The sequence below is a fragment of the Streptomyces sp. NPDC101194 genome, assembly GCF_044767885.1.
Classification (GTDB): Bacteria; Actinomycetota; Actinomycetes; order Streptomycetales; family Streptomycetaceae; genus Streptomyces.
Window position 1 is genome coordinate 304,344 of sequence record NZ_JBIWOS010000001.1, and the last position, 26,077, is coordinate 330,420.

Annotated in this window: 24 protein-coding genes; 11 read left to right on the forward strand and 13 right to left on the reverse strand. The window is 71.1% G+C overall.

What is annotated here, in order from left to right:
• Positions 1 to 267 precede the first annotated feature (267 nt).
• The 7 genes from ACIRP2_RS01395 to ACIRP2_RS01425 all read right to left on the reverse strand — a co-directional run bounded on the left by ACIRP2_RS01395 (position 268) and on the right by ACIRP2_RS01425 (position 8,209).
• Positions 268 to 1,119 (reverse strand): siderophore-interacting protein, encoded by an 852-nt coding sequence (locus tag ACIRP2_RS01395; RefSeq protein WP_404245361.1) that lies wholly within the window; start codon positions 1,117 to 1,119, stop codon positions 268 to 270.
• A gap of 106 nt (positions 1,120 to 1,225) precedes the next feature.
• Entirely contained in the window at positions 1,226 to 1,585 is a 360-nt protein-coding gene (locus tag ACIRP2_RS01400; protein WP_404245363.1) for a hypothetical protein, read from the reverse strand.
• On the reverse strand, positions 1,582 to 2,223 hold the full coding sequence (locus ACIRP2_RS01405; RefSeq protein WP_404245365.1) for a GNAT family N-acetyltransferase: 642 nt from the start codon (positions 2,221 to 2,223) through the stop codon (positions 1,582 to 1,584). The genes ACIRP2_RS01400 and ACIRP2_RS01405 overlap by 4 nt, the downstream gene beginning before the upstream one ends.
• 140 nt (positions 2,224 to 2,363) lie before the next feature.
• Positions 2,364 to 3,530, reverse strand: a complete 1,167-nt coding sequence (locus tag ACIRP2_RS01410; RefSeq protein WP_404245367.1) for an acyl-CoA dehydrogenase family protein — start codon at positions 3,528 to 3,530, stop codon at positions 2,364 to 2,366.
• Between the two features lie 8 nt (positions 3,531 to 3,538).
• Positions 3,539 to 4,498 (reverse strand): hydroxymethylglutaryl-CoA lyase, encoded by a 960-nt coding sequence (locus tag ACIRP2_RS01415; RefSeq protein ID WP_404245369.1) that lies wholly within the window; start codon positions 4,496 to 4,498, stop codon positions 3,539 to 3,541.
• Positions 4,495 to 6,573: an acetyl-CoA carboxylase biotin carboxylase subunit gene (locus ACIRP2_RS01420; RefSeq protein ID WP_404247125.1), complete on the reverse strand. Its 2,079-nt coding sequence runs from the start codon at positions 6,571 to 6,573 to the stop codon at positions 4,495 to 4,497. Before ACIRP2_RS01420 ends, ACIRP2_RS01415 begins: the two co-directional genes overlap by 4 nt.
• 13 nt (positions 6,574 to 6,586) lie before the next feature.
• A complete protein-coding gene (locus ACIRP2_RS01425) occupies positions 6,587 to 8,209 on the reverse strand; it encodes a carboxyl transferase domain-containing protein (protein ID WP_404245371.1) in 1,623 nt (540 codons plus the stop codon).
• Between the two features lie 97 nt (positions 8,210 to 8,306).
• Here ACIRP2_RS01425 and ACIRP2_RS01430 point away from each other — a divergent pair, with 97 nt between their 5' ends.
• The 4 genes from ACIRP2_RS01430 to ACIRP2_RS01445 all read left to right on the forward strand — a co-directional run bounded on the left by ACIRP2_RS01430 (position 8,307) and on the right by ACIRP2_RS01445 (position 13,254).
• Positions 8,307 to 8,912 carry a TetR/AcrR family transcriptional regulator gene (locus ACIRP2_RS01430; RefSeq protein ID WP_351082640.1) on the forward strand — a complete coding sequence of 202 codons (606 nt, stop codon included), beginning with the start codon at positions 8,307 to 8,309 and terminating at the stop codon, positions 8,910 to 8,912.
• A 421-nt stretch (positions 8,913 to 9,333) separates the two neighbouring features.
• The gene (locus ACIRP2_RS01435; RefSeq protein ID WP_404245373.1) at positions 9,334 to 10,803 is read left to right on the forward strand and encodes a glycosyltransferase; all 1,470 of its coding nucleotides are present in this window, start codon (positions 9,334 to 9,336) and stop codon (positions 10,801 to 10,803) included.
• A gap of 93 nt (positions 10,804 to 10,896) precedes the next feature.
• Positions 10,897 to 12,408, forward strand: a complete 1,512-nt coding sequence (locus ACIRP2_RS01440; protein WP_404245375.1) for a DUF6056 family protein — start codon at positions 10,897 to 10,899, stop codon at positions 12,406 to 12,408.
• A gap of 66 nt (positions 12,409 to 12,474) precedes the next feature.
• The gene (locus tag ACIRP2_RS01445) at positions 12,475 to 13,254 is read left to right on the forward strand and encodes a phosphatase (RefSeq protein ID WP_404245377.1); all 780 of its coding nucleotides are present in this window, start codon (positions 12,475 to 12,477) and stop codon (positions 13,252 to 13,254) included.
• Between the two features lie 32 nt (positions 13,255 to 13,286).
• Here ACIRP2_RS01445 and ACIRP2_RS01450 read toward each other — a convergent pair whose 3' ends face one another.
• From ACIRP2_RS01450 to ACIRP2_RS01465, 4 genes are all read right to left on the reverse strand, one after another.
• Positions 13,287 to 14,162, reverse strand: a complete 876-nt coding sequence (locus ACIRP2_RS01450; RefSeq protein WP_404245379.1) for an acyl-CoA thioesterase — start codon at positions 14,160 to 14,162, stop codon at positions 13,287 to 13,289.
• Between the two features lie 18 nt (positions 14,163 to 14,180).
• On the reverse strand, positions 14,181 to 15,338 hold the full coding sequence (locus ACIRP2_RS01455) for an acyl-CoA dehydrogenase family protein (RefSeq protein ID WP_404245381.1): 1,158 nt from the start codon (positions 15,336 to 15,338) through the stop codon (positions 14,181 to 14,183).
• Between the two features lie 227 nt (positions 15,339 to 15,565).
• Entirely contained in the window at positions 15,566 to 15,985 is a 420-nt protein-coding gene (locus ACIRP2_RS01460) for a peptidase inhibitor family I36 protein (RefSeq protein ID WP_404245383.1), read from the reverse strand.
• A 219-nt stretch (positions 15,986 to 16,204) separates the two neighbouring features.
• The gene (locus ACIRP2_RS01465; RefSeq protein WP_404245385.1) at positions 16,205 to 17,770 is read right to left on the reverse strand and encodes a serine protease; all 1,566 of its coding nucleotides are present in this window, start codon (positions 17,768 to 17,770) and stop codon (positions 16,205 to 16,207) included.
• A gap of 143 nt (positions 17,771 to 17,913) precedes the next feature.
• Here ACIRP2_RS01465 and ACIRP2_RS01470 point away from each other — a divergent pair, with 143 nt between their 5' ends.
• Together ACIRP2_RS01470 and ACIRP2_RS01475 are read left to right on the forward strand one after the other, a co-directional pair.
• On the forward strand, positions 17,914 to 18,597 hold the full coding sequence (locus ACIRP2_RS01470; protein ID WP_404245387.1) for an RNA polymerase sigma factor: 684 nt from the start codon (positions 17,914 to 17,916) through the stop codon (positions 18,595 to 18,597).
• Complete coding sequence (locus ACIRP2_RS01475; protein WP_404245389.1) at positions 18,594 to 19,688, forward strand: CU044_5270 family protein; 1,095 nt, start codon at positions 18,594 to 18,596, stop codon at positions 19,686 to 19,688. Before ACIRP2_RS01470 ends, ACIRP2_RS01475 begins: the two co-directional genes overlap by 4 nt.
• Before the next feature lie 79 nt (positions 19,689 to 19,767).
• On the opposite strand, the gene ACIRP2_RS01480 is transcribed toward ACIRP2_RS01475, so the two are convergent.
• Together ACIRP2_RS01480 and ACIRP2_RS01485 are read right to left on the reverse strand one after the other, a co-directional pair.
• Positions 19,768 to 19,989, reverse strand: a complete 222-nt coding sequence (locus tag ACIRP2_RS01480) for a DUF397 domain-containing protein (protein WP_404245391.1) — start codon at positions 19,987 to 19,989, stop codon at positions 19,768 to 19,770.
• Positions 19,982 to 20,779, reverse strand: a complete 798-nt coding sequence (locus tag ACIRP2_RS01485; RefSeq protein ID WP_404245393.1) for a helix-turn-helix domain-containing protein — start codon at positions 20,777 to 20,779, stop codon at positions 19,982 to 19,984. The genes ACIRP2_RS01480 and ACIRP2_RS01485 overlap by 8 nt, the downstream gene beginning before the upstream one ends.
• A gap of 397 nt (positions 20,780 to 21,176) precedes the next feature.
• On the opposite strand from ACIRP2_RS01485, the gene ACIRP2_RS01490 reads away from it, so the two are divergent.
• From ACIRP2_RS01490 to ACIRP2_RS01510, 5 genes are all read left to right on the forward strand, one after another.
• Positions 21,177 to 21,467 carry a hypothetical protein gene (locus ACIRP2_RS01490; RefSeq protein ID WP_404245395.1) on the forward strand — a complete coding sequence of 97 codons (291 nt, stop codon included), beginning with the start codon at positions 21,177 to 21,179 and terminating at the stop codon, positions 21,465 to 21,467.
• 510 nt (positions 21,468 to 21,977) lie between these two features.
• Positions 21,978 to 22,811, forward strand: a complete 834-nt coding sequence (locus tag ACIRP2_RS01495) for a thiopeptide-type bacteriocin biosynthesis protein (protein WP_404245398.1) — start codon at positions 21,978 to 21,980, stop codon at positions 22,809 to 22,811.
• Between the two features lie 84 nt (positions 22,812 to 22,895).
• Entirely contained in the window at positions 22,896 to 24,152 is a 1,257-nt protein-coding gene (locus ACIRP2_RS01500) for a lanthionine synthetase LanC family protein (protein ID WP_404245400.1), read from the forward strand.
• Between the two features lie 383 nt (positions 24,153 to 24,535).
• Positions 24,536 to 25,072, forward strand: a complete 537-nt coding sequence (locus tag ACIRP2_RS01505) for a hypothetical protein (protein ID WP_404245402.1) — start codon at positions 24,536 to 24,538, stop codon at positions 25,070 to 25,072.
• A gap of 7 nt (positions 25,073 to 25,079) precedes the next feature.
• Entirely contained in the window at positions 25,080 to 26,072 is a 993-nt protein-coding gene (locus ACIRP2_RS01510; protein WP_404245404.1) for a peptidase, read from the forward strand.
• Positions 26,073 to 26,077 lie beyond the last annotated feature (5 nt).

The window sequence follows — 26,077 nt, forward strand, 5'->3', positions numbered from 1 at the left end:
ATGGCCGCTTCCGGTCCGCGGGTCGTGCGCGGCTCGCGGGCGCGGGTGGTGTGCGCTCCGTGGTGCGCGACGGTGCGCGCGGCCGTGGCGGCCGGATGCGGGCCTAAGGGCTGTCCCGTAATCCCTGGCGGGCGCGCGACGACAACTGCGGCACCTCGCCGCGTTGTCGGAACATCCGCATGCATCCAGTATGTGGACGTCCCTCCGCCTTGCGATGCACCGCATCCGACGTCGCGCGCTGATCCACCAGGGATTACGGGACAGCCCTTACCCGCCCGCGGCTGTCGCCGTCTCGCGCAGCTGCTCCTCGCTCATCCCGCGCCGCCAGTACCCGACGAACGTCACGCGCCTGCGGTCGAAACGGCGTTCCTGTACGAGGTGGCGGCGCAGGGCACGTACCTGTGACGACTCTCCCGCGATCCAGACGTACGGCGTCCCCTCGGGCAGCTCGGCCGCCCGGACGGCCTCCAGTGCGGAGGGTGCGCCCTCGTCCCGGACGAGCCAGCTGATCCGGGCCTTGGCCGCGGTGTTGAGCGCCTGGCGGTCCTCGGTGTGCTGGACCTCCAGCCAGACCCGGGCCCTCGTTCCGGCCGGCAGCCACTCGAGGGCGGCCGACGCGGCGGGCAGTGCGGTCTCGTCGGCCCAGATCAGCACCCAGTCGGTGTCCTGCGGTGGGCGGAAGCGGACGGCGGTGTTGTCCTCGACGGCCGGGCCCAGTGCCTTGAGCGGAGCGCCGGGGGAGGCGGCGGCGGCCCAGCGGCACGCGGGACCGCCGTCCCCGTGCAGTGCGAAGTCGATGTCGATCTCGGTCGCCCCGTCGGGCGTGTGGCGCTGGGTGCGCACGGTGTACGAGCGCATGACGGCCCGTACGTTCTCCGGAAGGGCGCGCCAGGTGGCGAACCAGTTGCCGTCCGCATCGACCGGAACGACTGGTTCCGCCTGGCCGGGGTGCGGCAGGAACAGCGACAGGCTCTGGTCGCGGCCCCCGGCGGCGAAGCCGTCCAGTCCCGGGCCGCCGAAGGTGACCCGGAGCATGGAGGGTCCGAGCCGCCGGGTCCGCAGGACGGTCAGGTCGAAGAACCGGAAGGGGGCGATGGGGGGTGCGACGGACGTCGTCATGCGGGGGTCCTCCCAGGAACAGGAAGCGAAGCCGGGAATCGGCCGCCGATGTGTTCGAAGGAAGGTTAGCCTAACCTCATTGAACATTCGAGAGGTCCCGGGCCCCTCACCAGACGAGCACGCCACCCCCCACGGCTCGGGCCCGCAGACCGGCTGCGGTGATGTGGGAGAGCCGGGCCTCCACGTAGTCCTCCCGGTAGCCGCTGTGCGCGGCCAACGCCGCGGTGTGCCGACGGAGCAGCTCGCACTCGGCGAGGAAGACCTCGATGTCCGCGGGCTCGACCTGCAGATCGCCCGTGGCCAACTCCGGGAAGAACCGGGCGCCGAGCGCCCGTGCCGCCCCGGAACCCCACAGCTCGGTCCGGCAGTTCTCGAAACCGGCCATGTCGCTGCCGTCCTCGGGGCCGTCGAGAAGATGCCGCTCCCCTTGCTCGTCGAGGACGAAGGTGTGCACCAGAAGCGTCATGCCCCGAACTCCCCCCGGCAGCCGTCGAGCCCCTCGACCGCCACCTCGACGGCCCGGTGCTCGTCCCAGCGGGCACGGTCCAGCCGCAGCCGCTGCAGAGTGACGGGCGCACCCCGTACCGTGCTGACCTCCAGTCCGTCCGGCAGATATCCGAGCCGGCGCGAGACGCCCAGCGAGCGCGGGTTGTCGGTCATGGCGGCCGAGACCGCGGTCCGGGCCCCGAGTCCGGCGAAGGCGAGATGCAGGGCGGCGGCCCGCATCTCGGTGCCGATGCCTCGACCCTGGTGGGCGAGGCCCAGCCACGAGCCGGTGCTCACTTCACCGGTGAGGGCGAAGTCCTTCGCCATCACGTCCTGACGCCCGACCACCTCGCCCTCGTGCAGCACGGCGAGACTCAGTGCCCAGTCCCGCACGGACCAGTTGGCGACGGTGGCCAGCACATGCTGGAACACGGCCTTGCCGCGCTCGGCGGGCGGCGCGTCGGTCCAGGGAACGGTGAACGGCATATCGGCCGGCGGGTGCACCCCGGCGACGGCGACCGACGCGAGGTCGTCCAGCAACTCCAGGTCCGGAAGCCGGAGTTCCAGACGCGGCGTGCGGAGGCGGAGCCCGTACAGGGGCCAGTGATGCGGCTTCATGTACGGACTCTGCCGCGCAGGGGCGTGTGGTGTCGAACGATTAGCCGCCCGGCCGGGACGACGGCGGGCCGGCCAATCGTCCACGGCATCCGCGCCCCGAGCCGCAGGACGGCTGACGCCCCCGGCCGTCCGTGTGCGTGTCAGGCCGGCAGTCCCAGTTCCCGGGCGATCAGCATCCGCTGCACCTCGCTCGTGCCCTCGCCGATCTCCAGGATCTTGGAGTCGCGCCACATCCGGGCCACCGGGTACTCGTTCATGAAGCCGTAGCCGCCGTGGATCTGGGTCGCCTCGCGGGCGTTGTCCACCGCCACCGTCGACGAGTACAGCTTCGCGATGGCCGCCTCCTTCTTGAACGGTTCGCCCGCCACCAGGCGCGAGGCCGCGTCACGCCAGCCGACCCGGGCCATGTGCGCCCGCGTCTCCATGTCCGCGATCTTGAACTGGATGGCCTGGTTGGCGCCGATCGGCCGTCCGAAGGCGTGGCGCTCCTTGGCGTACTTCACCGACTCGTCCACACAGCCCTGCGCCAGGCCCGTGGACAGGGCGGCGATGGCGATCCGGCCCTCGTCCAGGATGCGCAGGAACTGGGCGTAGCCGCGCCCCTCCTGCCCCAGCAGGTTCCCCAGGGGCACGCGGACGTCGGAGAAGGACAGCTCGCGGGTGTCCGAGGCGTTCCAGCCGACCTTGGAGTACGGGGCGGCGACCGTGAAGCCGGGGGTGCCGGACGGCACGATGATGCAGGAGATCAGCGGGGCGCCGTTCTCCTTGCGGCCGGTCACCGCCGTGACCGTGACCAGCCCCGTGATGTCCGTGCCGGAGTTGGTGATGAAGCACTTGGAGCCGTTGATCACCCACTCGCCCGTCGCCTCGTCGCGCACCGCCGTCGTGCGGGTGCCCCCCGCGTCCGAACCGGCGTCCGGCTCGGTCAGGCCGAACGCGCCCAGCGCCTCGCCCGAGCAGAGTTTCGGCAACCACTGCCGCTTCTGCTCGTCGGTGCCGTAGTGGTACACGGGCATCGCCCCGAGCGAGACGCCCGCCTCCAGCGTGATCGCCACGGACGAGTCGACGCGGGCCAGTTCCTCCAGGGCGATCCCGAGGGCGAGATAGTCGCCGCCCATGCCGCCGTACTCCTCGGGGAAGGGCAGCCCGAACAGGCCCATCCGTCCCATCTCCCGCACGATCTCGTACGGGAACTCATGGCGCTCGTAGAAGTCGCCGATCTTCGGGGCGATCACATCGTGCGCGAACTCCTCGACGGTGCGACGCAGTTCCTCGTGCTCGGCGGTCAGCCGGTGGTCCAGGGACATGGCAGGTGTCACTCCTTGTGGGACTGGGTCGACCGCCCGGAGAGCGCGCGGACGGTACGGGACGGGCTGGGACGGCCCAGCTGTTCGGCGAGCCACACGCTGGTGGCGGTGAGCGCGTCGAGGTCGACCCCGGTTTCGATGCCGAGGCCGTCGAGCATCCACACGAGGTCCTCGGTGGCGAGGTTTCCGGTCGCGCTCTTCGCGTACGGGCAGCCGCCGAGGCCGCCCGCGGAGGCGTCCACGGTGGTCACCCCGTGCTGGAGCGCGGCGAGGGTGTTGGAGAGGGCCTGACCGTACGTGTCGTGGAAGTGCACGCCGATGGTGTCGGTGTGCACGCCCTCCTCGTTCAACTCGGAGAGCAGGTCCTGCACATGGCCGGGGGTGGCGACGCCGATGGTGTCGCCGAGGGAGAGTTCGTCGCAGCCGAGGTCCATCAGCGCCTTGGCGACCCGGACGACCTGGTGGACGGGGACGGGCCCCTCCCACGGGTCGCCGAAGCACATCGACAGATAGCCGCGGACATGCACCTTGTCGGCCTTGGCGCGGGCCACGACCGGCTCGAACATCGCGAGCGACTCGTCGACGGTGCGGTTGAGGTTGCGGGCGGCGAACGTCTCGGTCGCCGAGCCGAACACGGCGATGCGGCGGGCGCCGAGCGCGAGCGCCCGGTCCAGTCCGCGTTCGTTCGGCACGAGTACGGGCAGGGCGACATCCCCGATGTCTCCCAGACGCGGGAAGAGGTCTTCCGCGTCGGCCAGTTGGGGCACCCACTTCGGGTGCACGAAGCTGGTCGCCTCGATGGTGGTCAGGCCCGACGCGGCGAGGCGGTGGATGAACTCCGCCTTCACCTCGGTCGGCACGACCGCCTTCTCGTTCTGCAGTCCGTCGCGGGCGCCGACCTCGTGGACGCGCACCCGCGGGGGCAGGTCCTGGGCGGGCACGGTCATGGGCAGGGTGCGGGGTGTCATGCGTCCTCCCCGGGAGCTCCGGTGGGGGCCACCACGGCCAGGACCTGGTCCATGGCGACGGTGGCGCCGGCGATGACGTCGATCTCGGTCACGGTCCCGGCGTGCGGGGCGGAGATGACGTGTTCCATCTTCATCGCCTCGACGACGAGCAGGCTCTGACCGGCCACGACCTCGTCCCCGACCGCCACCTTCACGACGGTGACCGTGCCGGGCATGGGCGCGGCGAGCGTGTCCGCCCCGGAACGGGCGGCACCGGCCAGCGCCGCCTCCACCGGGTCGTGGTCCTGGACGTGCCAGGTGTCGCCGTCCCGGCCCAGCCAGGTCCCCCCCGCGGAGGCCGCGTGGGCGAACGTGTGGGTGACACCGGCGAGTTCGATGACGATCCGGTGCGCGGTCAGCTCCACCGTCCTCGCCGTCTCCCTGCCGCCGGGCATCGGCGCCAGCGGACCGCAGGGGCCCGTCGCGGGCTCCGGCGGCCGCGCACCCTCGCCGACATGGCCGAACGTCAGCTCGGTGCCCGCCGGGCAGGTGCGCAGCGAGACCTGGACGGGGTCGTGGCCCGGCAGCCGGAAGTGGCGCACCGTGCAGGCCGGGGTACCGCCCAGCCGCCAGCCGCTCGCCACCGAGAAGGGGTCCACCCAGGCCGCGGCGGGCTCGGACGCCGGTACGCCCTGCCGCAGCAGTGCCGCCGCCGCGTAGACCTCCTCGGGCACCCCCTCCGGCACCAGCCCGTCGACCTCGCGCTCCACCAGACCGGTGTCCAGATCGCCGGCCACCACGGCCGGGTGCGCGAGCAGCCGGCGCAGGAAGCCCGCGTTCGTCGGGACGCCGAGGATCACCGTGTCCGCGAGCGCCGCACGCAGCCGGCGCACGGCGGCGGCGCGGTCGGGGCCGTACGCGATGACCTTCGACAGCATCGGGTCGTACAGGCTGCCGACCTCGCCGCCCGCGGCGAGCCCGGAGTCCGTCCGTACGCCGTTGCCCTGCGGCTCGCGCAGCGCGAGCACCGTGCCGCCGGACGGCAGGAATCCGCGGGAGGGGTCCTCCGCGCAGATCCGGGCCTCGATCGCGTGGCCGGTGAGCTCGATGTCCTGCTGCGTGTAGGGGAGCCGCTCGCCCGCGGCGACCCTGAGCTGCCACTCCACCAGGTCGAGACCGGTGATCAGCTCGGTGACCGGGTGCTCGACCTGGAGGCGGGTGTTCATCTCCATGAAGTAGTACGAGGCGGGGTCGTTGCCCGGGACGATGAACTCCACCGTGCCCGCACCCACGTATCCGCAGCTGCGGGCCGCCTGGACGGCCGCCTCGCCCATCGCCGCCCGGGTCTCCTCGTCGAGCAGGACGGACGGCGCCTCCTCGATGATCTTCTGGTGGCGGCGCTGCAGCGAGCACTCGCGCTCACCGAGGTGGACCACGTTGCCGTGGGCGTCCGCCAGGACCTGGATCTCGATGTGCCGGGGCCGGTCGATCCACCGCTCCACGAGCAGTGTGTCGTCGCCGAACGAGGCCCGCGCCTCGCGCCGGGCGGCGGCGATCTCGTCCGCGAGCAGCGTCTCGTCGCGCACCAGCCGCATGCCCTTGCCGCCGCCGCCCGCCGAGGGCTTCAGCAGCACCGGCGTCCCGATCTCGCGGGCGGCATCGCCCAGCTGGGCATCGCTGAGCCCGCTCCCCGACGAGCCGGGCACCACCGGCACCCCGGCCGCCGCGACCGTCTCCTTGGCCCGGATCTTGTCGCCCATCAGCGAGATGGCGTCGGCGGGCGGACCGATGAACACCAGCCCCGCCTCCGCGCAGGCCCGCGCGAAGCCCGCGTTCTCGGCGAGGAACCCGTACCCGGGATGCACGGCCTGCGCGCCGCTGCGACGGGCCGCGTCCAGCAGCGCGGGCACGCTCAGATAGCTCATCGAGGCGGGCGCGGGCCCGATCCGTACCGCCGTGTCGGCCTCCCGTACATGCCGGGCGTCCGCGTCCGCGTCGCTGAAGACGGCGACAGAACGGACGCCGAGCTCGCGCAGCGTACGGATGACACGTACCGCGATCTCGCCGCGGTTGGCGACAAGAACGGTGTCGAACATCGTCATCTGTTCCTCACATCCGGAAGACGCCGAAGCCGGGCGCCGCAGGGTCCTTCTGGGGGAGCGGGGCGTTGGCGCACGCGGTCAGGGCGAGCCCCAGCACCTGCCGGGTCTCCATCGGGTCGATCACACCGTCGTCCCAGAGCCGGGCCGTGGCGTAGTACGCGTTGCCCTGGGTCTCGTACTGCTCGCGGATCGGGGCCTTGAAGGCCTCCTCGTCCGCCGTGCTCCAGTCGTCGCCCAGCTGGTCGCGCTTGACCGTCGCGAGGACGGACGCGGCCTGCTCGCCGCCCATGACGGAGATCTTCGCGTTCGGCCACATCCACAGGAAGCGCGGCGAATAGGCCCGCCCGCACATCGAGTAGTTGCCGGCTCCGTAGGAGCCGCCGACCACCACCGTCAGCTTCGGCACTCGGGTGCAGGCGACCGCCGTCACCATCTTGGCGCCGTGCTTGGCGATGCCGCCCGCCTCGTAGTCGCGCCCCACCATGAAGCCCGAGATGTTCTGCAGGAAGACCAGCGGAATGCCGCGCTGGTCGCACAGCTCGATGAAGTGGGCGCCCTTCTGGGCGGACTCGGAGAACAGGATGCCGTTGTTGGCGACGATGCCGACGGGGTGACCGTGGACATGGGCGAAGCCGGTGATCAGCGTCGTCCCGTACTCCGCCTTGAACTCGGTGAACCGCGAGCCGTCCACCACCCGGGCGATCACCTCCCGTACGTCGTACGGCGTCCGGGAATCGACCGGGACGGCCCCGTACAGCCCGGCGGGATCGACCTTCGGCTCCTCGGCCGGCCGCACCGGCCAGGGAAGCGCGCCGCGCTCCGGCAGCGTGGCGACGATGTTCCGCACGATCCGCAGCGCGTGCGCGTCGTCCTCGGCGAGGTGGTCGGTCACCCCCGACGTACGGGAGTGCACCTCGCCGCCGCCCAGCTCCTCGGCCGTGACGACCTCACCGGTCGCGGCCTTCACCAGCGGCGGACCGCCCAGGAAGATCGTGCCCTGGTTCCGTACGATCACGGCCTCGTCGCTCATCGCGGGGACGTACGCCCCGCCCGCCGTGCACGACCCCAGCACCGCCGCGATCTGCGGGATCCCGGCCCCCGACATCCGGGCCTGGTTGTAGAAGATCCGTCCGAAGTGCTCCCGGTCCGGGAAGACCTCGTCCTGCATCGGGAGGAAGGCCCCGCCCGAGTCGACGAGATACAGGCAGGGCAGCCGGTTCTCCAGGGCCACCTCCTGGGCGCGGAGGTGCTTCTTCACGGTCATCGGGTAGTACGTGCCGCCCTTGACGGTGGCGTCGTTGGCGACGATCACGCACTCGCGCCCGCCGACCCGGCCGATCCCCGCGATCACCCCGGCCGCCGGGGCGGCGCCCCCGTACAGCCCCTCGGCCGCCAGCGGGGCCAGCTCCAGGAACGGCGACCCCGCGTCGAGCAGGGTGTCCACCCGGTCCCTGGGCAGCAGCTTGCCGCGCGCCACATGCCGGGCGCGGGCCCTCTCACCCCCGCCGAGCCTGGCCGTGGTGAGCCGCTTGCGCAGCTCGTCGGCGAGCGCGTGATGCGCCGCCTCGTTGGCCTGCCAGGCCTCGGAGGCGGGATCGGCCGCGCTCGTCAGCACCGGTGCCTGCTGCATCGTGTCGAGCCCCCTTGCCCGTACCGCAGTGGTTAATGAGCGTTAACGTCTTCCTTCAGGTTAACGACCGCTAACCCGCCTGTCTAGAATCGAATCCATGACCACCAGGACCGACGCCCCCACCCGCCGCGAGCAGATCCTCAAGGAGGCCGCCCGCCTCTTCGCCGAGCGCGGCTTCCACGGCGTCGGCGTCGACGAGATAGGTGCCGCCGTCGGGATCAGCGGCCCCGGCCTCTACCGGCACTTCCCCGGCAAGGACGCGATGCTCGCCGAGCTGCTGGTCGGCATCAGCGAGCGGCTGCTGGCGGGCGGGCGGCTGCGCGTGTCGGAGGACGCGGCCTGCGGGGACGGCTCCCCGCAGGCCCTGCTCGACGCGCTCATCGAGGGGCACATCGACTTCGCCCTCGACGACCGCCCCCTCATCACCCTCCACGACCGCGAGCTGGACCGCCTCCGGGAGGCCGACCGCAAGCGGGTCCGCCAGCTCCAGCGGCAGTACGTCGAGGTGTGGGTGGAGGTGGTCCGCGAGCTGTATCCGGAGCTGCCCGAGCACGAGGCCCGCGCAGCCGTCCATGCCGTCTTCGGGCTCCTGAACTCGACCCCGCACCTGGGCCGCCCCGGCGCGCAGCCGGACCGCGCGGACACGGCGGCACTGCTGCACCGGCTGGCGCGCGGGGCCTTCGAGGCGGCTGCGCGGGCATGAGGTCTGTCCCGTAACTCCTGGCGGGCGTACGACGACGGCTACGGCACCTCGCTGCGTTGTCGGAACGTCCGCATACATCCAGTATGTGGACGTCCCTCCGTCTTACGATGCGCCGCATCCGACGCCGCGCGCTGATCCGCCAGGGGTTACGGGACAGTCCTCAAGGTCTGTCCCGTAACCCCTGCCGGGCGCACGACGGCGGTTGCGGCGCCCGCCGGCCGTGGCACCCCGGCGGGTGCGTCGTCATCCCGGGCGACTCCGTTTCCGCCGGCCGTTTAAACATATGAATTTATGTAATTGGGAGAAGCGGCTCCTCAAATTCTCCTTCCTTTTCCTCGGTGAGCTCCGCAGGTCGGAGTGTCGCGGTGACCCTCAGGCATATGGTTTGTGCTGTCCCACCCACGCCTGATGGGGAATTGGAATGAAAACATGTCAGGTTTCGGTCGTTGTCCCCTGCTTCAATGAGGACGAGGTGATCGAGGCATTTCACCGTGCGTTGATCTCCGCCCTCGAACCGACGCGGCGGACCTTCGAGATCTGTTATGTCGACGACGGCAGCAGTGACCGCACCCGGATCCGGATCGGATCGCTCGCCACCGCGGACCGACGGGTCCGCTACACCTCCTTCAGCCGCAACTTCGGCAAGGAGGCCGCCATGCTCGCGGGGCTGCGCATGTCCCGCGGCGACGCCGTCGTCCTCATGGACGCCGACCTCCAGCACCCGCCCGAACTGCTGCCCCGCATGCTGGAACTGCGGCGGCGCGGCTACGACCAGGTCGTCGCGCGGCGGGACCGCACGGGCGAAGGCGCCCTGCGCACCGTTCTCAGCGCCGCCTACTACCGGGCGATGGGCCGGTGCATGGACGTCGAGGTCGTCGACGGCGAGGGTGACTTCAGGCTGCTGTCGCGCAACGCCGTGGACGCCGTGCTCGCGATGCCCGAGACCAACCGGTTCTCCAAGGGGATCTTCTCCTGGATCGGCTTCGACACCGTCAGCTTCACCTACCAGAACACCCAGCGTGCGGCGGGGCGCTCGAAGTGGGGCGGCCGACGGCTGTTCAACTACGGGATCGACGGACTGATCTCGTTCAACAGCCGTCCGCTGCGCCTGGCCATCCACGCCGGCCTCGCACTCGCGCTGGCCGCGCTGGGATACGCCCTGTGGATCATCACCGAAGTCGCCCTGCACGGTGTCGGCGTGCCCGGCTACACCACCCTGCTGACGGCCGTCGTGGCGCTCGGCGGAATCCAGCTCGCCACGCTCGGCATCATCGGCGAGTACGTGGGACGCATCTACTACGAGGCGAAACGCCGCCCCCACTACGTGGTGCGCGAAACGAACGAATCCCCGCACGTCCCGCCGGTCGACATTCCGGCAGAGGTCCGTTCGGAGCCGCCCGTCACCGGGGTCAGGAGACCGCTCGCGGGACGCACCGGATCGACCGCGATCGGGGCGTCCAGATTCCGGACCGTACGTCAGTTCGTCATTTTCGGGATGATCGGTGTCGTCAATACGGCTGTATATCTGTCGGTGTACGTCTCGCTGAACACCTGGATTCCCTATCTTGCCGCGCACGTCATCGGATACGCGGTCAGCATCGTGGGATCGTTCCTGCTCAACTCCTACATCACCTGCCGTACGAAACCGACCTGGCAGGCCTTCGTCCGGTATCCCCTGTCGAGCGTCGTCAATCTCGTGCTCACCGGCGTTCTGCTCTACCTCGGCGTGAGCGGGCTGGGCATGGACAAGAACATCGCCGCCGTGGCCGCGGGAATCCTCGCCACCCCCTTCTCGTTCCTGCTCGCCCGCTGGGCCATCGACTCGGGCGCCGCCCTGGCCCGGCAGGGCACCGGCCCGGCCGAGAGCGGCGCCCGGAACCCCGTCCCCTGAACCCGCCCCCCCGCACCCCCCACCCCTGCATCCACACCGCCCGAACCTCTCGGCGCGCAAGACGCGAGCAACGTACGAAGGGCACCAGTGCACATGACCGCGGACACGTCCAAGACCGCTGACACACAGAAGGAGAGCGAGGAGTCCCCCCGCGGGGCCCGTCCGGGCCCCGCGCGGCGGTGGGCGTCGATCTGGACGGTGGCCCTCACCCTGGTGCCGCTCACCCTGCTCGGCGCGGCCTTCTGGATCGGCCGCCTGGTCCGCCCGGGAGGGGACGACTGGTGCTTCCTCCCGGTCGTACGGGACGACGGCGCCTCCGGGATGATCGCGAAGTTCTTCCTCCACGACAACGGCCGCATCGCCAACGCCCTGCTGGTCATCGCGTACGGATCCTTCGGCGTCGCGGGCCATCAGTGGTTCGCCCTGGTCAGCGGGGTGCTCATGCTGGGCATCCTCTGGGCGCTGACCGCATCCGCGCTCGGCCGGGCCCGGCTGAGCGCGCCACGCGGTCTCGCGCTGCTGGTGGCCGCGATGATGGCGGTGGTCTTCTTCTTCGCGACGCCCAACCCGTACAAGACGTTCTACTGGCCGGCCTCCTCCGTCTCGCACACCGTGTCACCGGTGCTGGCCTGCGCCGCCGTGATCCCGTTGCTGCGCGCACGGACCGGGCGGGGACGCGACCTCGCGGTGGGCGTCGCCTTCGTGGCCGGAGTCTTCATCGGCCTGCTGTCGGAGGAGACGGCGGTCGTCGCGTTCGTCGTGCTCACCGCCGCGCTGCTGCTCAGCCGCTGGGTGGCTCCCGGTACCGGCCGGACCCACGCGCGCTTCTGGTGCGCGTTCGCCTTCGCCGGGGTGGCGGTCGGCTCGGCCATCCTGTACCTGTCGCCCGGCGCACGCACCCGGCGCGCGCGGTTCGGCGCCGACGGCTCCTCCATGTTCGGCCCGGAGGCGCTGACCACGGGGCTGCGGGCGTTCGGGCACATCCTGGGGACGATCCTCACGACCTGGCAGTACGTGGGAGCGCTCGCCGTCGGTGTACTGCTGGGCCTGCTGGTGCGCGGCGCCGGACAGGGAACGGACGAGCCGGCCGGTTCCCTGCGACGCAGGCCCTTCCTCCTGGTCCTCACCGGATGCCTCACCTTCCTGGTCTCCGGCTACCTCTGCACCGTCGTCGCCTACCCCGCCTTCGGGGCGAGCGTGGTGCACGCGTCCCGCGTCTGGGGCGACTTCCTCCTGCTGTACGTGATGCTCCTGGTCGGCATCGGCGCCCTGCTGGGACGGGCGCTGCGGGCCCGTCGGTGGGGGATCCATACGATGACCGCCTTGGTCGCGGGCGCCGTGTGCGCCTTGGCCTGCGTCGGCCTGGCGGTTCCGCTGCTCCACCTGGAGCGGCAGATGGACGTGCGCGCCCAGCGCTGGGACCGCCAGGACCGCTTCCTGCGGACAGGGGCGGCGCGCGGTGCCCAGGTGCTTCCGTACACACCGGTGTCGGTCAGCGGAATGGGGGAGCCGTTCGGCAACCACGGCAAGAACCAGTGGCCGGCGCGGTGTGTCGCCCAGTACTACCACCTCAAGAAGATCACGTACTCGACCCGGCTCCCCTGAGCGGCCGTTCCGTCCGTCGTGCAAGACACCCGGCACACTGCGCACACCTGACGGCACAATGGGTTCATGCCGATACCCAGCCGTGCCGCCCTAGTCGAACACCTCGTCCGTACGCGTATCGCCGGAGACGTCGCCACACCCCGCGACAACAACCTCTCCCACTACCGCAAGCTCGCCAACGGCGACCGCCACTACTGGCTGGGTCTGGAACTGGGCGACCGGTGGCGCGACGAGCAGGACGTGCTGGCCGTGATGGCCGAGCGCTGCGGGGTCAGCGACGACCCGGAGCACCGGTTCGGGCAGGACACCATCGACCCGGAGCTGACGGTCGACGCCCTGGAGCGGATGGCGGCGCGGCTGCGGAAGGCGGCGGCGGGCACGGAGCGGGTGCTGTTCGCGACGGGGCACCCGGGCGGTCTGCTCGACGTCCACCGGCAGACCGCCCAGGCGCTGCGGGCCGCCGGCTGCGAGATCGTACGGATTCCCTCGGGGCTGGTGGCCGACGAGGGCATGGTGTTCCAGTTCGCGGACGTCGCGGTGCAGGAGCGCGGCGCCACGCTCTGGCACACCCACTCGCCCGCCCCGATGGCCGCCATCCTGGACGGTCTGGAGCGCGAGGGCCGGCCGCTGCCGGACCTGGTGGTCGCCGACCACGGCTGGGCGGGGTGCGCGGCGCAGCGCGGGCTGGACGCGGTGGGATACGCGGACTGCAACGACCCGGCGCTGTTCCTCGGCGAGGCGGAGGGGACGCTCCAGGTGGCCGTGCCGTTGGACGACCATGTGCTCGACCCGCGGTTCTACGACCCGCTGACGGACTATCTGCTGGACGCGGCGGGGCTGATCTGACGCCGGCCGGCTTGGGCCCCCGGGGGCGCGTATCAGCCCCGGGGGACGCGGATCACGCCCTCCTGGATGACGGTGATCGCCAGCCGGCCGTCCTGCGTGTAGATACGGGCCTGGCCGAGTCCGCGCCCGCCGGACGCGGACGGCGACTCCTGGTCGTACAGCAGCCATTCGTCGGCCCGGAACGGCCGGTGGAACCACATCGCGTGGTCCAGGCTCGCCCCGACCACGTCGCCGACCGTCCAGCCCCCGCGCCCGTGGGCGAGGAGCACCGAGTCGAGCAGCGTCATGTCGGATACGTACGTCGCCATGCAGACGTGCAGCAACGGGTCGTCGGCGAGTTTGCCGTTGGTGCGGAACCACACCTGGGAGCGGGGTTCGCGCGGCTCGCCGACCGTGCCGAAGGGCGGGGCGTCCACATACCGCAGGTCGACCGCGGCCCGCGCCTCGATCAGCCGGTCGACGACCCCCGGATCGCTGAAGCGGTCCGCGTACCGCGGCAGCATCTGCGCGGCTGTGGGCAGCGTCTCCGGGTCCGGGGCGGGCGGCATGGGCGCCTGGTGCTCCAGGCCCTCCTCGTACGTCTGGAAGGACGCCGAGAGATGGAAGATCGGCTGGCCGTGCTGGACGGCGACGACCCGGCGGGTGGCGAAGGACCGGCCGTCCCGGATGCGGTCGACGCTGTAGACGATCGGCGCGCCGGGGTCGCCCATCCGCAGGAAGTAGGAGTGCAGGGAATGGGCGGTGCGGTCGGCGGGGACGGTACGGCCCGCGGCCACCAGGGCCTGGGCCGCGACCTGGCCGCCGAAGACGCGGGGCACGACTGCCGAGCGGCTCGCACCCCGGAAGATGTCCTGCTCGATCCGCTCCAGGTCGAGCAGATCGAGCAGGGAATCGAGTGCTGAGCTCATGGGGAGAACGTAACCGCTCTACAGGCCCATGGACTTGGCGATGATCGACTTCATGACCTCGCTGGTGCCGCCGTAGATGCGGTTGACCCGGTTGTCCGCGTAGAGACGGGCGATCGGGTACTCGTTCATGTAGCCGTAGCCGCCATGCAGCTGGAGGCAGCGGTCGATCACGCGGTGCGCGACCTCGGTGCAGAACAGCTTCGCGGAGGCGGCCTCGGCGGCGGTCAGCTCACCGGCGTCGTGGGCCTCGATGGCGCGGTCGCAGACGGCCTCGGCGGCGTCCACCTCGGCCTGGCAGGCGGCCAGCTCGAACTTGGTGTTCTGGAACGACGCGACGGTCTTGCCGAAGACGGTGCGCTCCTGCACGTAGCCCTGGGCGAACCGGACGGCGGCCTTGGCCTGGGCGTACGCGCCGACGGCGATGCCGAGGCGCTCCTGCGGCAGGTTCTGGCCGAGGTAGGAGAAGCCCTTGTTCTCCTCGCCGAGGAGGTCCTCGACCGGCACCTTGACGTCGACGAACGCCAGCTCGGCGGTGTCGGAGGTGCGCAGCCCCAGCTTGTCGAGCTTGCGGCCGACCGAGTAGCCCTCCGCCTTGGTGTCGACGACGAGGAGGGAGATGCCGTGCCGGCGGTCGTCCGGCTTGGGCGCGTCCGTCCGGGCGCAGACGATGACCCGGTCGGCGTGGACGCCACCGGTGATGAACGTCTTGGCGCCGTTGAGGACGTAGTGCGTGCCGTCCTCGGAGAGCTTGGCGGTGGTCTTCATGCCCGCCAGGTCGGAACCGGTGCCCGGCTCCGTCATGGCGATGGCGTACATCGTCCTGCCGCTGACGAAGTCCGGCAGCCAGCGCTTCTTCTGCTCCTCGGTGGCGTACGCCTTGATGTACGGCAGGCAGAGCAGGACGTGCACGCCGGAGCCGCCGAAGTTGACGGCTGCGCGGGCGCACTCCTCGGAGATGATCGCCTCGAACTTGAAGGACTCCACACCGGCGCCGCCGTACTCCTCCGGCACCTCGATGCCGAATATGCCCAGCTCGGCGAGCTTGTAGTAGAAGTCACGGGGCACCTGGCCCGCCGCGAACCACTCGTCGTAGACGGGGGCGACCTCGGCCTCGATGAAGGCGCGGATGGTCTCCCGGAACGCCTCGTGGTCCTCGTTGAATACCGTACGGCGCACGGGGTGCCTCCTTGGTCAGCTTCGATCGGCTTCGGGCGAGCTTCGGGCGAGCTTCGGCCAGGCTGGCTAAGCGCTTGCTCAGTCCTGGTCAAAAGTTACCCGGCGGTCATCGACGCTGTCCAGGGTGATGCTGAGCACGCCCGAGCCGATCTTCCGGCCGCGGACGCGCGGGAGCCCTCCCCGGCCATCGGCCGGGGAGGGCTCCCGTACGTCCCGTCCGCTCCTGCCTACTGGGGCTTGAAGGAGCGGATCTGGTAGCTCCCCTGGAGGTTGCCGCCGCTTCCGGCGGGGGTGGATCCGACCCGGGAGTTGTAGTTGGTCTTGGTGTAGTACTGAACGCGGTGCCCGGTCCCGTTCCAGACGGAGCGGACGTTCTTGCCCCGCTGGATGAAGGAGCAGTCGTCGGCGGTGTTCGCCCGCTGCTTGTCCGACCACTGGCAGCGGGTGCCGCCTCCGTTCCAGTCGCTGTAGATGCAGAAGTAGCCGGGGCTGCAGCTGTAGGACGCCCTGGCGCTCTCGACGGCGGCGTTCTCGGTGACGGCGCTTTCGGTGGTGGCGTTCTCGGCCGCCGTGGCTGCGACGGGTCCGGTGCCGAGTCCCAGTGCCAAGGCGAGCGAGGTGACGGCGAGCGCGGCGATGCGGTTCATGGCGAAGCCTCTTCATTCCCGTGTGTGACGGATCAGGCACTCTTGGTGATCGATACCGTGTCACGGCTGTTGTCACAGAAGCCAGGGCGGAGGGAGGGGCGCCCGAAGCGTGTGTCACGGCTCGGGGCGCCCCTGTGCACACCGGCGCGCACGGTCGCCGTTCGCCTGCCCGGACCACGGGGCCATGGGGGCAGGCTTCACGGGATCACCGAGTCGGGGTCACCGGGTGCGGTAGGCGTCGATGACGGTCTGGGTGAGGGTGTTCCCCTCGCTGTCGGTCAGCGCGGCACGCAAGGAGACGCCGGTGCCCGCGCGCGGGTTGTGGATTTCGACGGCGCCCCGCTCGACCGGGACCCGGGTCCACGACGTGCCACCGTCCACGGACACCGAGACCGCCATCGAACGTGCGCGTCCGTTCGCGGCGGCGCCCAGCACGGTGACCGGGACACGGAGCGTCTCGTTCGCCGGCGCGGTGCCGGTCGGGCTGAGCTCGGGCGAGAACCGCACGGCGCTCACCGGCACCGGGACCGGACCCGTCGTCGTGTCCGAGGTGAAGGTCCACGACGTGGTCACCCGCGTGGCGACGCCGGGTGCGCCGCCACGCTTCACCGTGCTGGTGAGCCGGTATGCCGCGCGCCCCGGCTTTACGGTGAACGCGGCCTTTCCGGGGGTGGCGGTCTTCGTCCCGACGAGCACGCCGTCGCGGTGCAGTGTGGTCGATGCCGTGTCGTACGACGGTGACGACGGCACATGACCGTCGCCGTCGGCGAGCAGCGGGACATCGACGGCGAGCCGGTTGCCGTCGCGCACGACGCCGGGGCGGTCGGTGAGATCGGGGCCGAAGACGGCGTTGTCGAAGGTGTGGGTGGTCGTGCTTCCGGCGCGCACGGCGATGCCGTTGGCGCTGTAGCGGTTCGATGCCGCGCCGGGCGCGGTGGGGGCCCAGTAGGTGATGTCCCAGGTGCCGCGTTCAGGCGTCACGTAGTAGGTGGCGGTCGCGGGGGTCGGCAGGGCCTGGGTGACGCCGAGGGTCGGCCCGGCGGTGGGCTGCAGGTCGACGGTCGCCCGCCCGTCGGTGCCCGGCCGTGCCGCGCCGCGGATCCGCACGGTGGCCAGGTCCTTCGCGGCGGGGTGCCGGACGAGCCCGGTCAGGGCGCGACTGCCGGTGAAGGTGTGGCCGAGCGCGTAGCCGGCGGTGTCGGTGCTCCAGTAGGAGTCGAACCACTGCTCCACCGAACCGGGTTCGCTGTCGGGGCCCAGGTGCGCGACGCGCAGGTTCGGTGTGCCGTTGACGAGGTTGGTGGTCCGGACCGCGCCGTCGTGCTTGACCTGGACGAACATCACGCTGTGCTGGAAACCCGCGGAGCGGTCGGGCGGAGTCACGTCGACAGGGGCGGTGGTCCGCGCGTCGACGGTGATGGTGGTGTCGTGGTCGAGGTCGAGGCGCGGCTGGACGACCCAGTCCGTGCCGTCCGCCGCCGTGCCGGTGGTCAGGGCACTGTCCAGGAGGTACCGGCCCTTGGGCAGACGCACGGTGGTGGTGCCGGAGGCGTCGTACGGCTGGACGGCCTCGTCGGCACCCGGCCCGGAGACTCCGGTGACGTGGGTGGTGTAGTCCGCCGTCTTGTGGCCGGTGCGGTCGAGGTGATTGATCGTGAGGGTGTACGTCGCCGGCTCCGCGGCAAAGGCGGCGGTGTTCCACGCGGGCGTCGTGCTGCCGACCAGGGCGACGGCGAGAGCGAGCGTCCGGAGCGCGCTCCGGCGGGGTACGGAAGAACTGTTCATGACGTGCACTGCGCCGCCGGGCGTCGGCGTTCCCGTGAGCTGAGTCACATGAGGCGCGGGGTGCGCCCCGGGGTGGCACGCGTGTGGCGCACATCACCGGAACCGGCGCAACGGGCGCGGCAGAGCAGAGTGTGGAATCACTCATGAGGAATCGCTTCCGCCGCGGAGACCGCGACGCTCTGGGCGAGCTGTACGACGAGCACGCCCAGGTGCTGTACCGCTATGCCCTGCGGGTGACGGGCGACTGGGCGGAGGCCGAGGACGTCGTCTCGTCGACCTTCCTGGCGGCGTGGCGCAGCCGGGAGAAGCTGCGCCCCGACGGGGACGGTCTGCGCCCGTGGCTGCTGGGCATCGCCACCAACATCATGCGCCGCAACGCACGCGCACGCCGATGCCGCGAGATCGCGCTCGCCCGCGTCCCCGAACGCGGCTCGATCCCGGACTTCGCCGACGACCTCGTCACGCACCTCGCCGACACCGAGCAACTGCGTGCCGCGCATGCCGCTCTCGCCCGCCTGCGGCGCCGGGACCGGGAGGTCTTCACGCTGGTGGTGTGGGCCGGCCTGGACTACGCGGCAGCGGCCGAGGCGCTCGGCGTGCCGGTCGGCACCGTCCGGTCGCGCCTGTCCCGCGCCCGTACCCGACTGCGTGAGCTCACCGAGGCCGAAACCCGCGCCACGCGCGCGCAGGACACACGGGCCGGAACCGAACAGCCATCCGCGGCGGTGAACAGGGCCCCCGCCACCGGCACCCCCGCCACCCCCGACAAGCCACTGCCGGGCCGCACCCCCGTGGCCCCCTTGCTGACCCAGGAGAACCACGGATGAACCTCACCTCGCGGCGCCGCACGCACCACCGGTCCGAGGAGGCCGAACGTCCCGGCCTCACCGCACTGCTGCCCCCGCCGTCGGTCCCCGGCCTGGACGCCGACCGCGAACTGCTGCTGAAGGAAGCGCTGTTGCGCGAGGCCGCCGTCGTCGAACCGCGTGGCGGCCTCGCCCCCCGGGCCTCGCGCCCGCGCCGACGTCTGGTCCGGGTCATGGTGCCCGCCGTCGCCTGCGCCCTGGCGGTCGGCGGCGTCGTGGTGGTCAACCTCGCGGACACGCCGGGGCACGGCACCAACGCGGTCTCCGGCGGCCGCACCCCCGGCACGTCCACAGCGGCACAGCTCCTCGACCGCATCGCACTCGCCGCCGCCGGGGAGAAGCAACCGGCGGTCCGCGCCGACCAGTTCGTGTACATCGAGAGCAAGGTCGCCTTCGCCGGGCAGAGCGCCGGGGGCGGCAAGGTGACCACACCTCCCGCGCACACGCGGCAGGTGTGGCTGTCCGCCGACGGCAGCCGCCCCGGCCTGCTGCGCGAGGAGGGCGAGCCCGACTCCTCGCTCGGCGCCGACGCACCGGTCTACGACCTCGACGGCCGAGGGGCGACACCCCGGCCGCGCACCGCGCACCAGGAGGCCGCGTCGATCAGCGACCCGACGCACGAGTACGTCGCGTCGCTGCCCACCGACCCGGACGCCCTGCTGAAGCTGATCCGGGACGAGACCCGCCGACAGGGCCAGGACCCTGACCAGCGAGCCTTCACCGCGATCGGCGACCTGCTGGCCGAGACCTGGGCACCCCCGAAGGTCGGCGCCGCGCTCTACGAGGCCGCCGCGAAGATCCCCGGAGTCACGGTGATCGATGCGGCCACCGACGCCGCAGGACGCGAGGGTGTCGCCGTCGCCCGTACGGCACACGGGCAGCAGACCCAGTGGGTCTTCGACCGGACCACGTACGCGTTCCTCGGCGAGCGCACGGTCCTGACCGAATCCGGCGACGCCGGCCCGGCCGGAACCGTTGTCGGCATCTCCGCGGTGCTCACCAAGGCCGCGGTCGACCGTACCGGCGAGACGCCCGCCCCGACGACGGCGTAACACAGCAGCCCCGCACACTCGCACGGCACGAACAGCCCCGTTCCCGGTCCGCCTTTGCCGTGGGCCGGGGACGGGACGTTCAGACGGGGAAGTCGTCGTCCTTGACCGCGGCGACGAAGGCCGACCAGCCGACTGTCGGGAAGACGAGGGCGGGGCCGTGCGGGGTCTTGGAGTCGCGGACGGGGACGCCGGTGGGGTGGCCGTCCAACACCTCGACGCAGCTGCCGCCCTCGTTACCGCTGTGGGACGACTTGCGCCAGCCGCTCAACGCAGAAGCGTTGGGGATGGTGTGCTCAGCCATGGTGCCCGTATTCCTTTGCGATCGACCTCATCAGAGCGAGCGACTCCTTCAGCGGGAGCGCGTCACTCAATGCGAGAGCGTAGCGGCTCTGCAACTGCTGAACCACGGACGGGGAATCATGAACCTTGCCGATAGAGAGCCCCTCACTGTAGGCGGCCGGCGGCTGGTCCTCGAACCACATCAACGTCAGCATGCTCTGCATGAGCGGGTGGAGACCCAGCGAGAGCGGAAGGATGTGCGTGCGCACGCGCTCGATCTCGGTCAAGTGGACTACGTGCATGATCTGCTCGGCCATGGTGTCCGAACCGCCGATCGGGCGCCGTAGCACTGTCTCGTCCAGCAATGCCCACACCACGGGGGTCACTGGGTCGGTGAGGATCTTCGCGCGATCCAGCCGCGTGACGACGTACTTGTCACGCTCATCCTCACTCCAGGGAGGGAAGGCTTTACTCAGAACGGCGCGGGCGTACCCCTCCGTCTGCAAGATGCCCGGCATGAAGGTCAGGCCGAATTCCCGGATCATCGTCGCCTGCTGTTCGAGCTGGCGAGCGGGCTCGAAGTAGTCGGCCACGGTGCCGTCGTCCTGGCTCGGCAGGAAACTGCTCAGGACGTTCCCGGTATTCAAGGCTTTGTCCAGGCGTCGGGCGTCCTCTTTGGACGGGATGCGGCGCCCCGCCTCGATGTGCGAGATGTGCGACCGCGTCATGATCGCCGCGTCGGCCAGATCCTGCTGCGTCAGTCCGGCCGCTTCCCGCTGCGCCTTCAACCAATCGCCATAGGTATTACTCATGGTCAACTCCCGTGCGCCAAAGCGCCTGTCACCTGGAACCCCCTGGCGAGCCTAGTCCGGACCGTCTCACTGTGTGAGTGGATCGCTACACAGCGGTGGCGCGCCCGGACGTCGGCCGCCGCCGTCGCACGGTCCGGAGAACGGCCATCTACCTCAACGGAGTTGACGACGTGCTGCGCTGTATCGCCGATGCTTTCGAGCCGCTGCTGCGGTTCCTTTGGCCCGCCCGCGGGTGCCACCGACCCATGGGTTCGTATCGGGCCGCGCCTCCCGCAGGCGTACGCCCCGCGCCGGGCATCGACATCGCGCCTCGCCCGATCCCTGGTGTCGGGGTGACCGTGTGAACGTCCCGAACGTCCCAGGTCCCGATTCGGTACGTCTGCTTCCGTGGTCCGGCGTGGACGGCAACCCGTGTTATGTCGTCGGCGACGGGGCCGGGCACGTCTCCCGCGTCGCGGACAACGTCGAGAGCGTGCAGCTCGGCATGGCCGCCGAACTCCTCGACCACGTCGACGACATGTTCGACGACTCCGAGGTCACGTCGGTGCAGCTCCGCTATGTCGTGGCCCGCATGGCCGAGGCGCTGCGCGATGTGTGCCGCATCGCAGAGAGCCGGGGCCTGCGCCTTCGGTCCTCCGGTCGGGGGTCCGGAGTCCCGGACGTCGACGCGTGTCCTTCGGAGTCCTGAACCGTTCCGAACCACCGTGCCCGGCCCGGTGATGCTCCTCGCGTCCTGGGCCGGAGGCGGCTGCGAAGCCCTCGCGGAGGATTCCGCGGTGACGGAATCGGCGAGCGGGCCCGACTGCGCACAGCGGTCTCACGGGGGTGGCGGTGAGCGCCGTTCCATGCGACGGCGCAGTCGACCACGCACGTCTTCCTCATGGACGCGCCAAGCGCACCCCTGTTCATAATGTGACTAATTGAAATATCTCTTTCAGTTGGTGGCAAAGCGGGAAATGAGGTGGGTGAAGGGCCTGGGAGGCCCGACACCAGTGAGCAGGACGGCTTCGGCCCCCCGACCCCCGCGCATCCGGTTCGACCGGCGGACGTTGCGGCCTCCACCGCATCCCGTGAACCCGCGGGCCGCACAACGCGAAACCAAGGGCTTCTCTTGATGTCCCGGACCCGTCCACGGCGACGCACCGTGGTCCGTGAGGGGCCCTGCCGTGCCGGAACCACGACACACGGAGGTGGCGCCATGCCGAGGGTGGAGCACCCGGAGGCGAGCTGGGTACAGGTGAACCTGGCCCCGCGGCCGAGTGCGTGGTTGCGCCTGTACGCCTGGCTCGCCGACACCGCGCGCGACCTCCTCGACGCGCACACCGCACGCTCCTTCTTCTTCACGCACAAGCTGCCGGGGTTGCGTGTGTGCTTCCAGGCGTTCGGGGCGGACGACGCCGTAGGGCTGCGGGTCGAACTCCAGGGCCGCTTGACGGAGTTCGACGGGTTCATCGCCCCACCGGTGTACGCGGTGTACGAGCCGGAGTCCTATCTCTTCGGCGGCCCCGCCTCCATGCCGTGGGTGCACGAGGTGTTCACGGCGGACTCACTGGCCTGGCTCGACCACCACGCCCGGCGCTGGGACGGCGACGGGCACGCGCAGGCCGACTGGCGGCTCTCCCTCCTGCTGATCCGCGAGATGCTCGACGGCCTGGGGATCGTCGACCGGGAACACCGGGGCGTCTGGGAGGCGGTACGCACGGACACCGGACGCGCCCTGACCGGTGGCCCCCGGGACGTCGCGCTCCGCCAGGCCGCCCAGGGCATCCGCGTCTACTGGCAACGGCCGCGCGCACAACTGCTGGACGGGATGCCGCAGTCCTGGCGCACGTCGCAGGAGCTCCACGGTGAGGCGGTGCGCCGGGCCGCGGATCGCTGGCGCACCGGCTATTTCGAGTCGGGTGGCGCGGTGCGTGGACCGCGCCGTGCCGCCGCCCACGCCGTGATCTTCCACTGGAACCGGGGGCGGCTGTCGTACGTCAGGCAGAGCCTGGTCGCCGAGGCCCTGGCCGACGACGGGGCGGCGGACTGACATGACCCGAGCCTCACCTGTCCACGCCGAGTTGAACGGGGCCACCCGGACCCGATCCGGGTGGCCCCACGACGAGGAGTTCCGATGCACCCTGGCAGCCAGGCCGAACCGCGCCGCGCGGCTCTCGACAGCGCGGTCCGAACCGCCGTCCGACTGCTCGACGACTTCTCCGAGGGCGGGCACGCGACGCCCGATCCAGGCATTCCCGTACTGGCCCGTCTGGTCGCCGAGACGCGCGGCCCGGCGGCGCCGGCTCCGGACCCCGTGGCGGCGGCGAGCGCCGGACGCGCGGTGGCCGCGTGGGCGCGGAGTACCGGTCGCGGTGCCTGCCACTGCGGGCTGTACGACGGCGGGCTGGCCGGAACGCTCGTCGGCCTGCGACTCGGCGCCCGCATCCACCCACCACTGCACCGCGCCGCCGACCGGCTGCGCGACCATCTGCTGGACAGGGCGGGGGCGCGCCCCTGGCGGGCGGCGGACGTCGGCCTCTCCGACTACGACCTCGTCAGCGGACCGTCCGGCACGCTGCTGGCGCTCTGCGTCGGCACTCCCCAGCCGAGGCGAAACCAACTGACCCCTTTCGCAGCCCACTTGGCGGAGTTGTGCGACAGCGGTGACCTGCGCCGACTGCGTGTCGGCCAGTACTCCGGTCACCAGCGCCTGGGCTGGTTGCAGGGCCGGGTGAACACCGGCATGGGGCACGGCGTGGCAGGGCTCGTCGCCGCGCTCACCGCCACCGTCCGCCGCGTCGGCCCGGAGCCGGAACTGCTGGACGCGCTGCGCGGTGCGACGCGTTGGCTGGTACGGCAGTCCTTCGACGACGGCCGGTCCATCCGTAGCTGGGACCCGGCCGGGCTCGACGGCCTGCCTCCTTCCGGGGCGCGGGCCCGCCAGGCGTGGTGTTACGGCACTCCCGGTGTCACCTGGGCGCTGTGGGACGCGGCCGATGCCCTGGGTGACCGGTCGACGGCCGACTGGGCGGCGACCGCGTTCACCACCCTCGCGGAGCGGTACGACGAGGACATCGACCTCTTCGGTGATCCGGTGACGGACCGACTCGGGCTGTGCCACGGCGCCGCGGGCGTACTGGCCGTGGCGGACGCGTTCCACCGCTGGGCCGGCCTGCCGGCCGCTGCCGCGCTCGGCGACCGCCTGGCCGAGCACCTGGGCCGACGGCTCCCGGCGGCGCTCACCCCGGGCGACCCCCGAGCCATCCGGCCCGGTCGGACCTCGGCGGCTCGGACCTCCCTGCTCGACGGAGCCCCGGGCGCGCTGAGCGCCCTCCTCACCGCCACCCACAACGCCTCGCGCGACTGGCTGCCCTGCCTCGGGCTGCGGTAGTGACGGGGCGGCGCCCGTGGACAGCAAGGTAGCCGCTTCCAATACTGCAGGCGTGCCACGTCAGTTGGGGCGCCTCAGGTGATCGTGCAGGGCACGGCCGCGCGGCAGCCGCGGGCACGAGCCCCGCCCTCGGCCCGTCGAAGCATCTCCGCGCCGCACAGGGAGAGTCTCGCGAGCTGCGCATCCAGCGACTGGTCCAGGACGTCGGGCGGCGAGTGTCCACGGGTCAGTAATAAAACACGAATGAGTGCCCACCATCACGGGGAAGGCCGCGCCGAATGGACCATCCGTGTGTCTGCGTAAGTGGTCCTGCGGGTGCTGCCATGGCTTCGGATGTCGGCGCTGGTACTCCTAGGGGCTAACTGATCGTTGGGAGAACGCAGATGAGAATTTTGCCCGCTGTCGTCGTCGGGGCCTCTGTGCTGACTCTGGCCACGGTGACGTCCTCGGCCCAGGCCCAGGACACGACTGTCACCTTTACCGTTCAGGGGTCGAACCTGGTCCTGAGCGCGCCGGCCGGCGCAGCTCTGTCGAACACGACCTTCGGCGGTACGGCCTCCGGGCAGCTCGGCACCGTGACGGTCAACGACGAGCGCGGTGTCGTGCCCGCCCCGTGGACTGCGACGGTGACCTCCACGGCCTTCACCACCGGTGCCGGAGGCGCCAACCAGACCATCCCCAACAGCGATGTCGAGTACTGGTCGGGACCCTCCACGAGCACGAACGGAAGCGGCACTTTCACCCCCGGCCAGGCCACCGCGGCCGCCGCCGTCACCGTGTCCTCCGCGCAAACCGCCTTCGCGCACACCGGGGGCGGCGGCGCCAACAACGCCTCCTGGAACCCGACCGTGATCGTGAACGTCCCCAGCACCGTCGCCGCCGGCGAGTACACCGGCACGATCACGCACTCGGTGGCCTGACAGCACGATGAAGCGAGTTCTCACATTCCTGGCGGTGGCGGGGCTGCTCAGCCTCCCCGCCGCCGCCACGGCACACACGGCACCAGGCGTCCCTCGAATCACCCTGGGAATCAAGCTGCTCGAAGCTCCCGTCGAACGCAAGGACGATCCGCGCGCCTCCAGTTACATCATCGATCACCTGGCACCCGGCACCACGATCCGCCGCAAACTCGAAGTGGCCAACGGCGGCAGCAAACCACTGAAACTGCGCATGTACGCAGGCAGGGCAGGCATCCACAGAGGTCACTTCGTCTACCTGCCGGACGGCAGGCGCAACGATCTCACCCGCTGGGTCACCCTCAAACCCGCCCGTCTCACCCTGCGCCCGCACGCCAAGGCCCGTATCCAGGCCACCATCCATGTCCCCCGCCGCGCCTCGGAAGGCGAACGCTACGGTGTCATCTGGGCGCAGCACCGCTCGGCTCCGGGACATCACAACAACATCGCCATGGTCCAGCGCGTCGGCACCCGCGTCTACCTGGACATCGGCCCTGGTGGCGAACAGCCCTCCGACTTCCGCATCACCGACCTCGTTCCCGCACGCGATCACGGTGGTCTGCCCCAACTGCGCGCCCAGGTGCGCAACACCGGGGCGCGGGCGGTGGACATCACCGGCAGGCTGATGCTGAAGAACGGCCCGGACGGCCTGGCCGCAGGCCCCTTCACCAGTAACCAAGGACCCACACTCGCCCCCGGCGAAACCGGAGAAATCGCCTTCACCCTCGGCACCAGCGTTCCCAAGGGGCCATGGACGTCGGAAGTCACCCTGCGCAGCGGTCTCCTGGAACACACCGCCGACGGGCACCTCTCCTTCCCCGACGCCGGGGACGGCAGACCCGTGCGCGCCATGATCGCCGCCGGTTCCGACCGCGTGCTCTGGGCAGCGGGCGCGGCAACCCTTGTCGCCCTCGGCCTGCTCACACTCGCCGTGCGCAAACGCGGCCGGAACACCGCCTCCTGACCTCA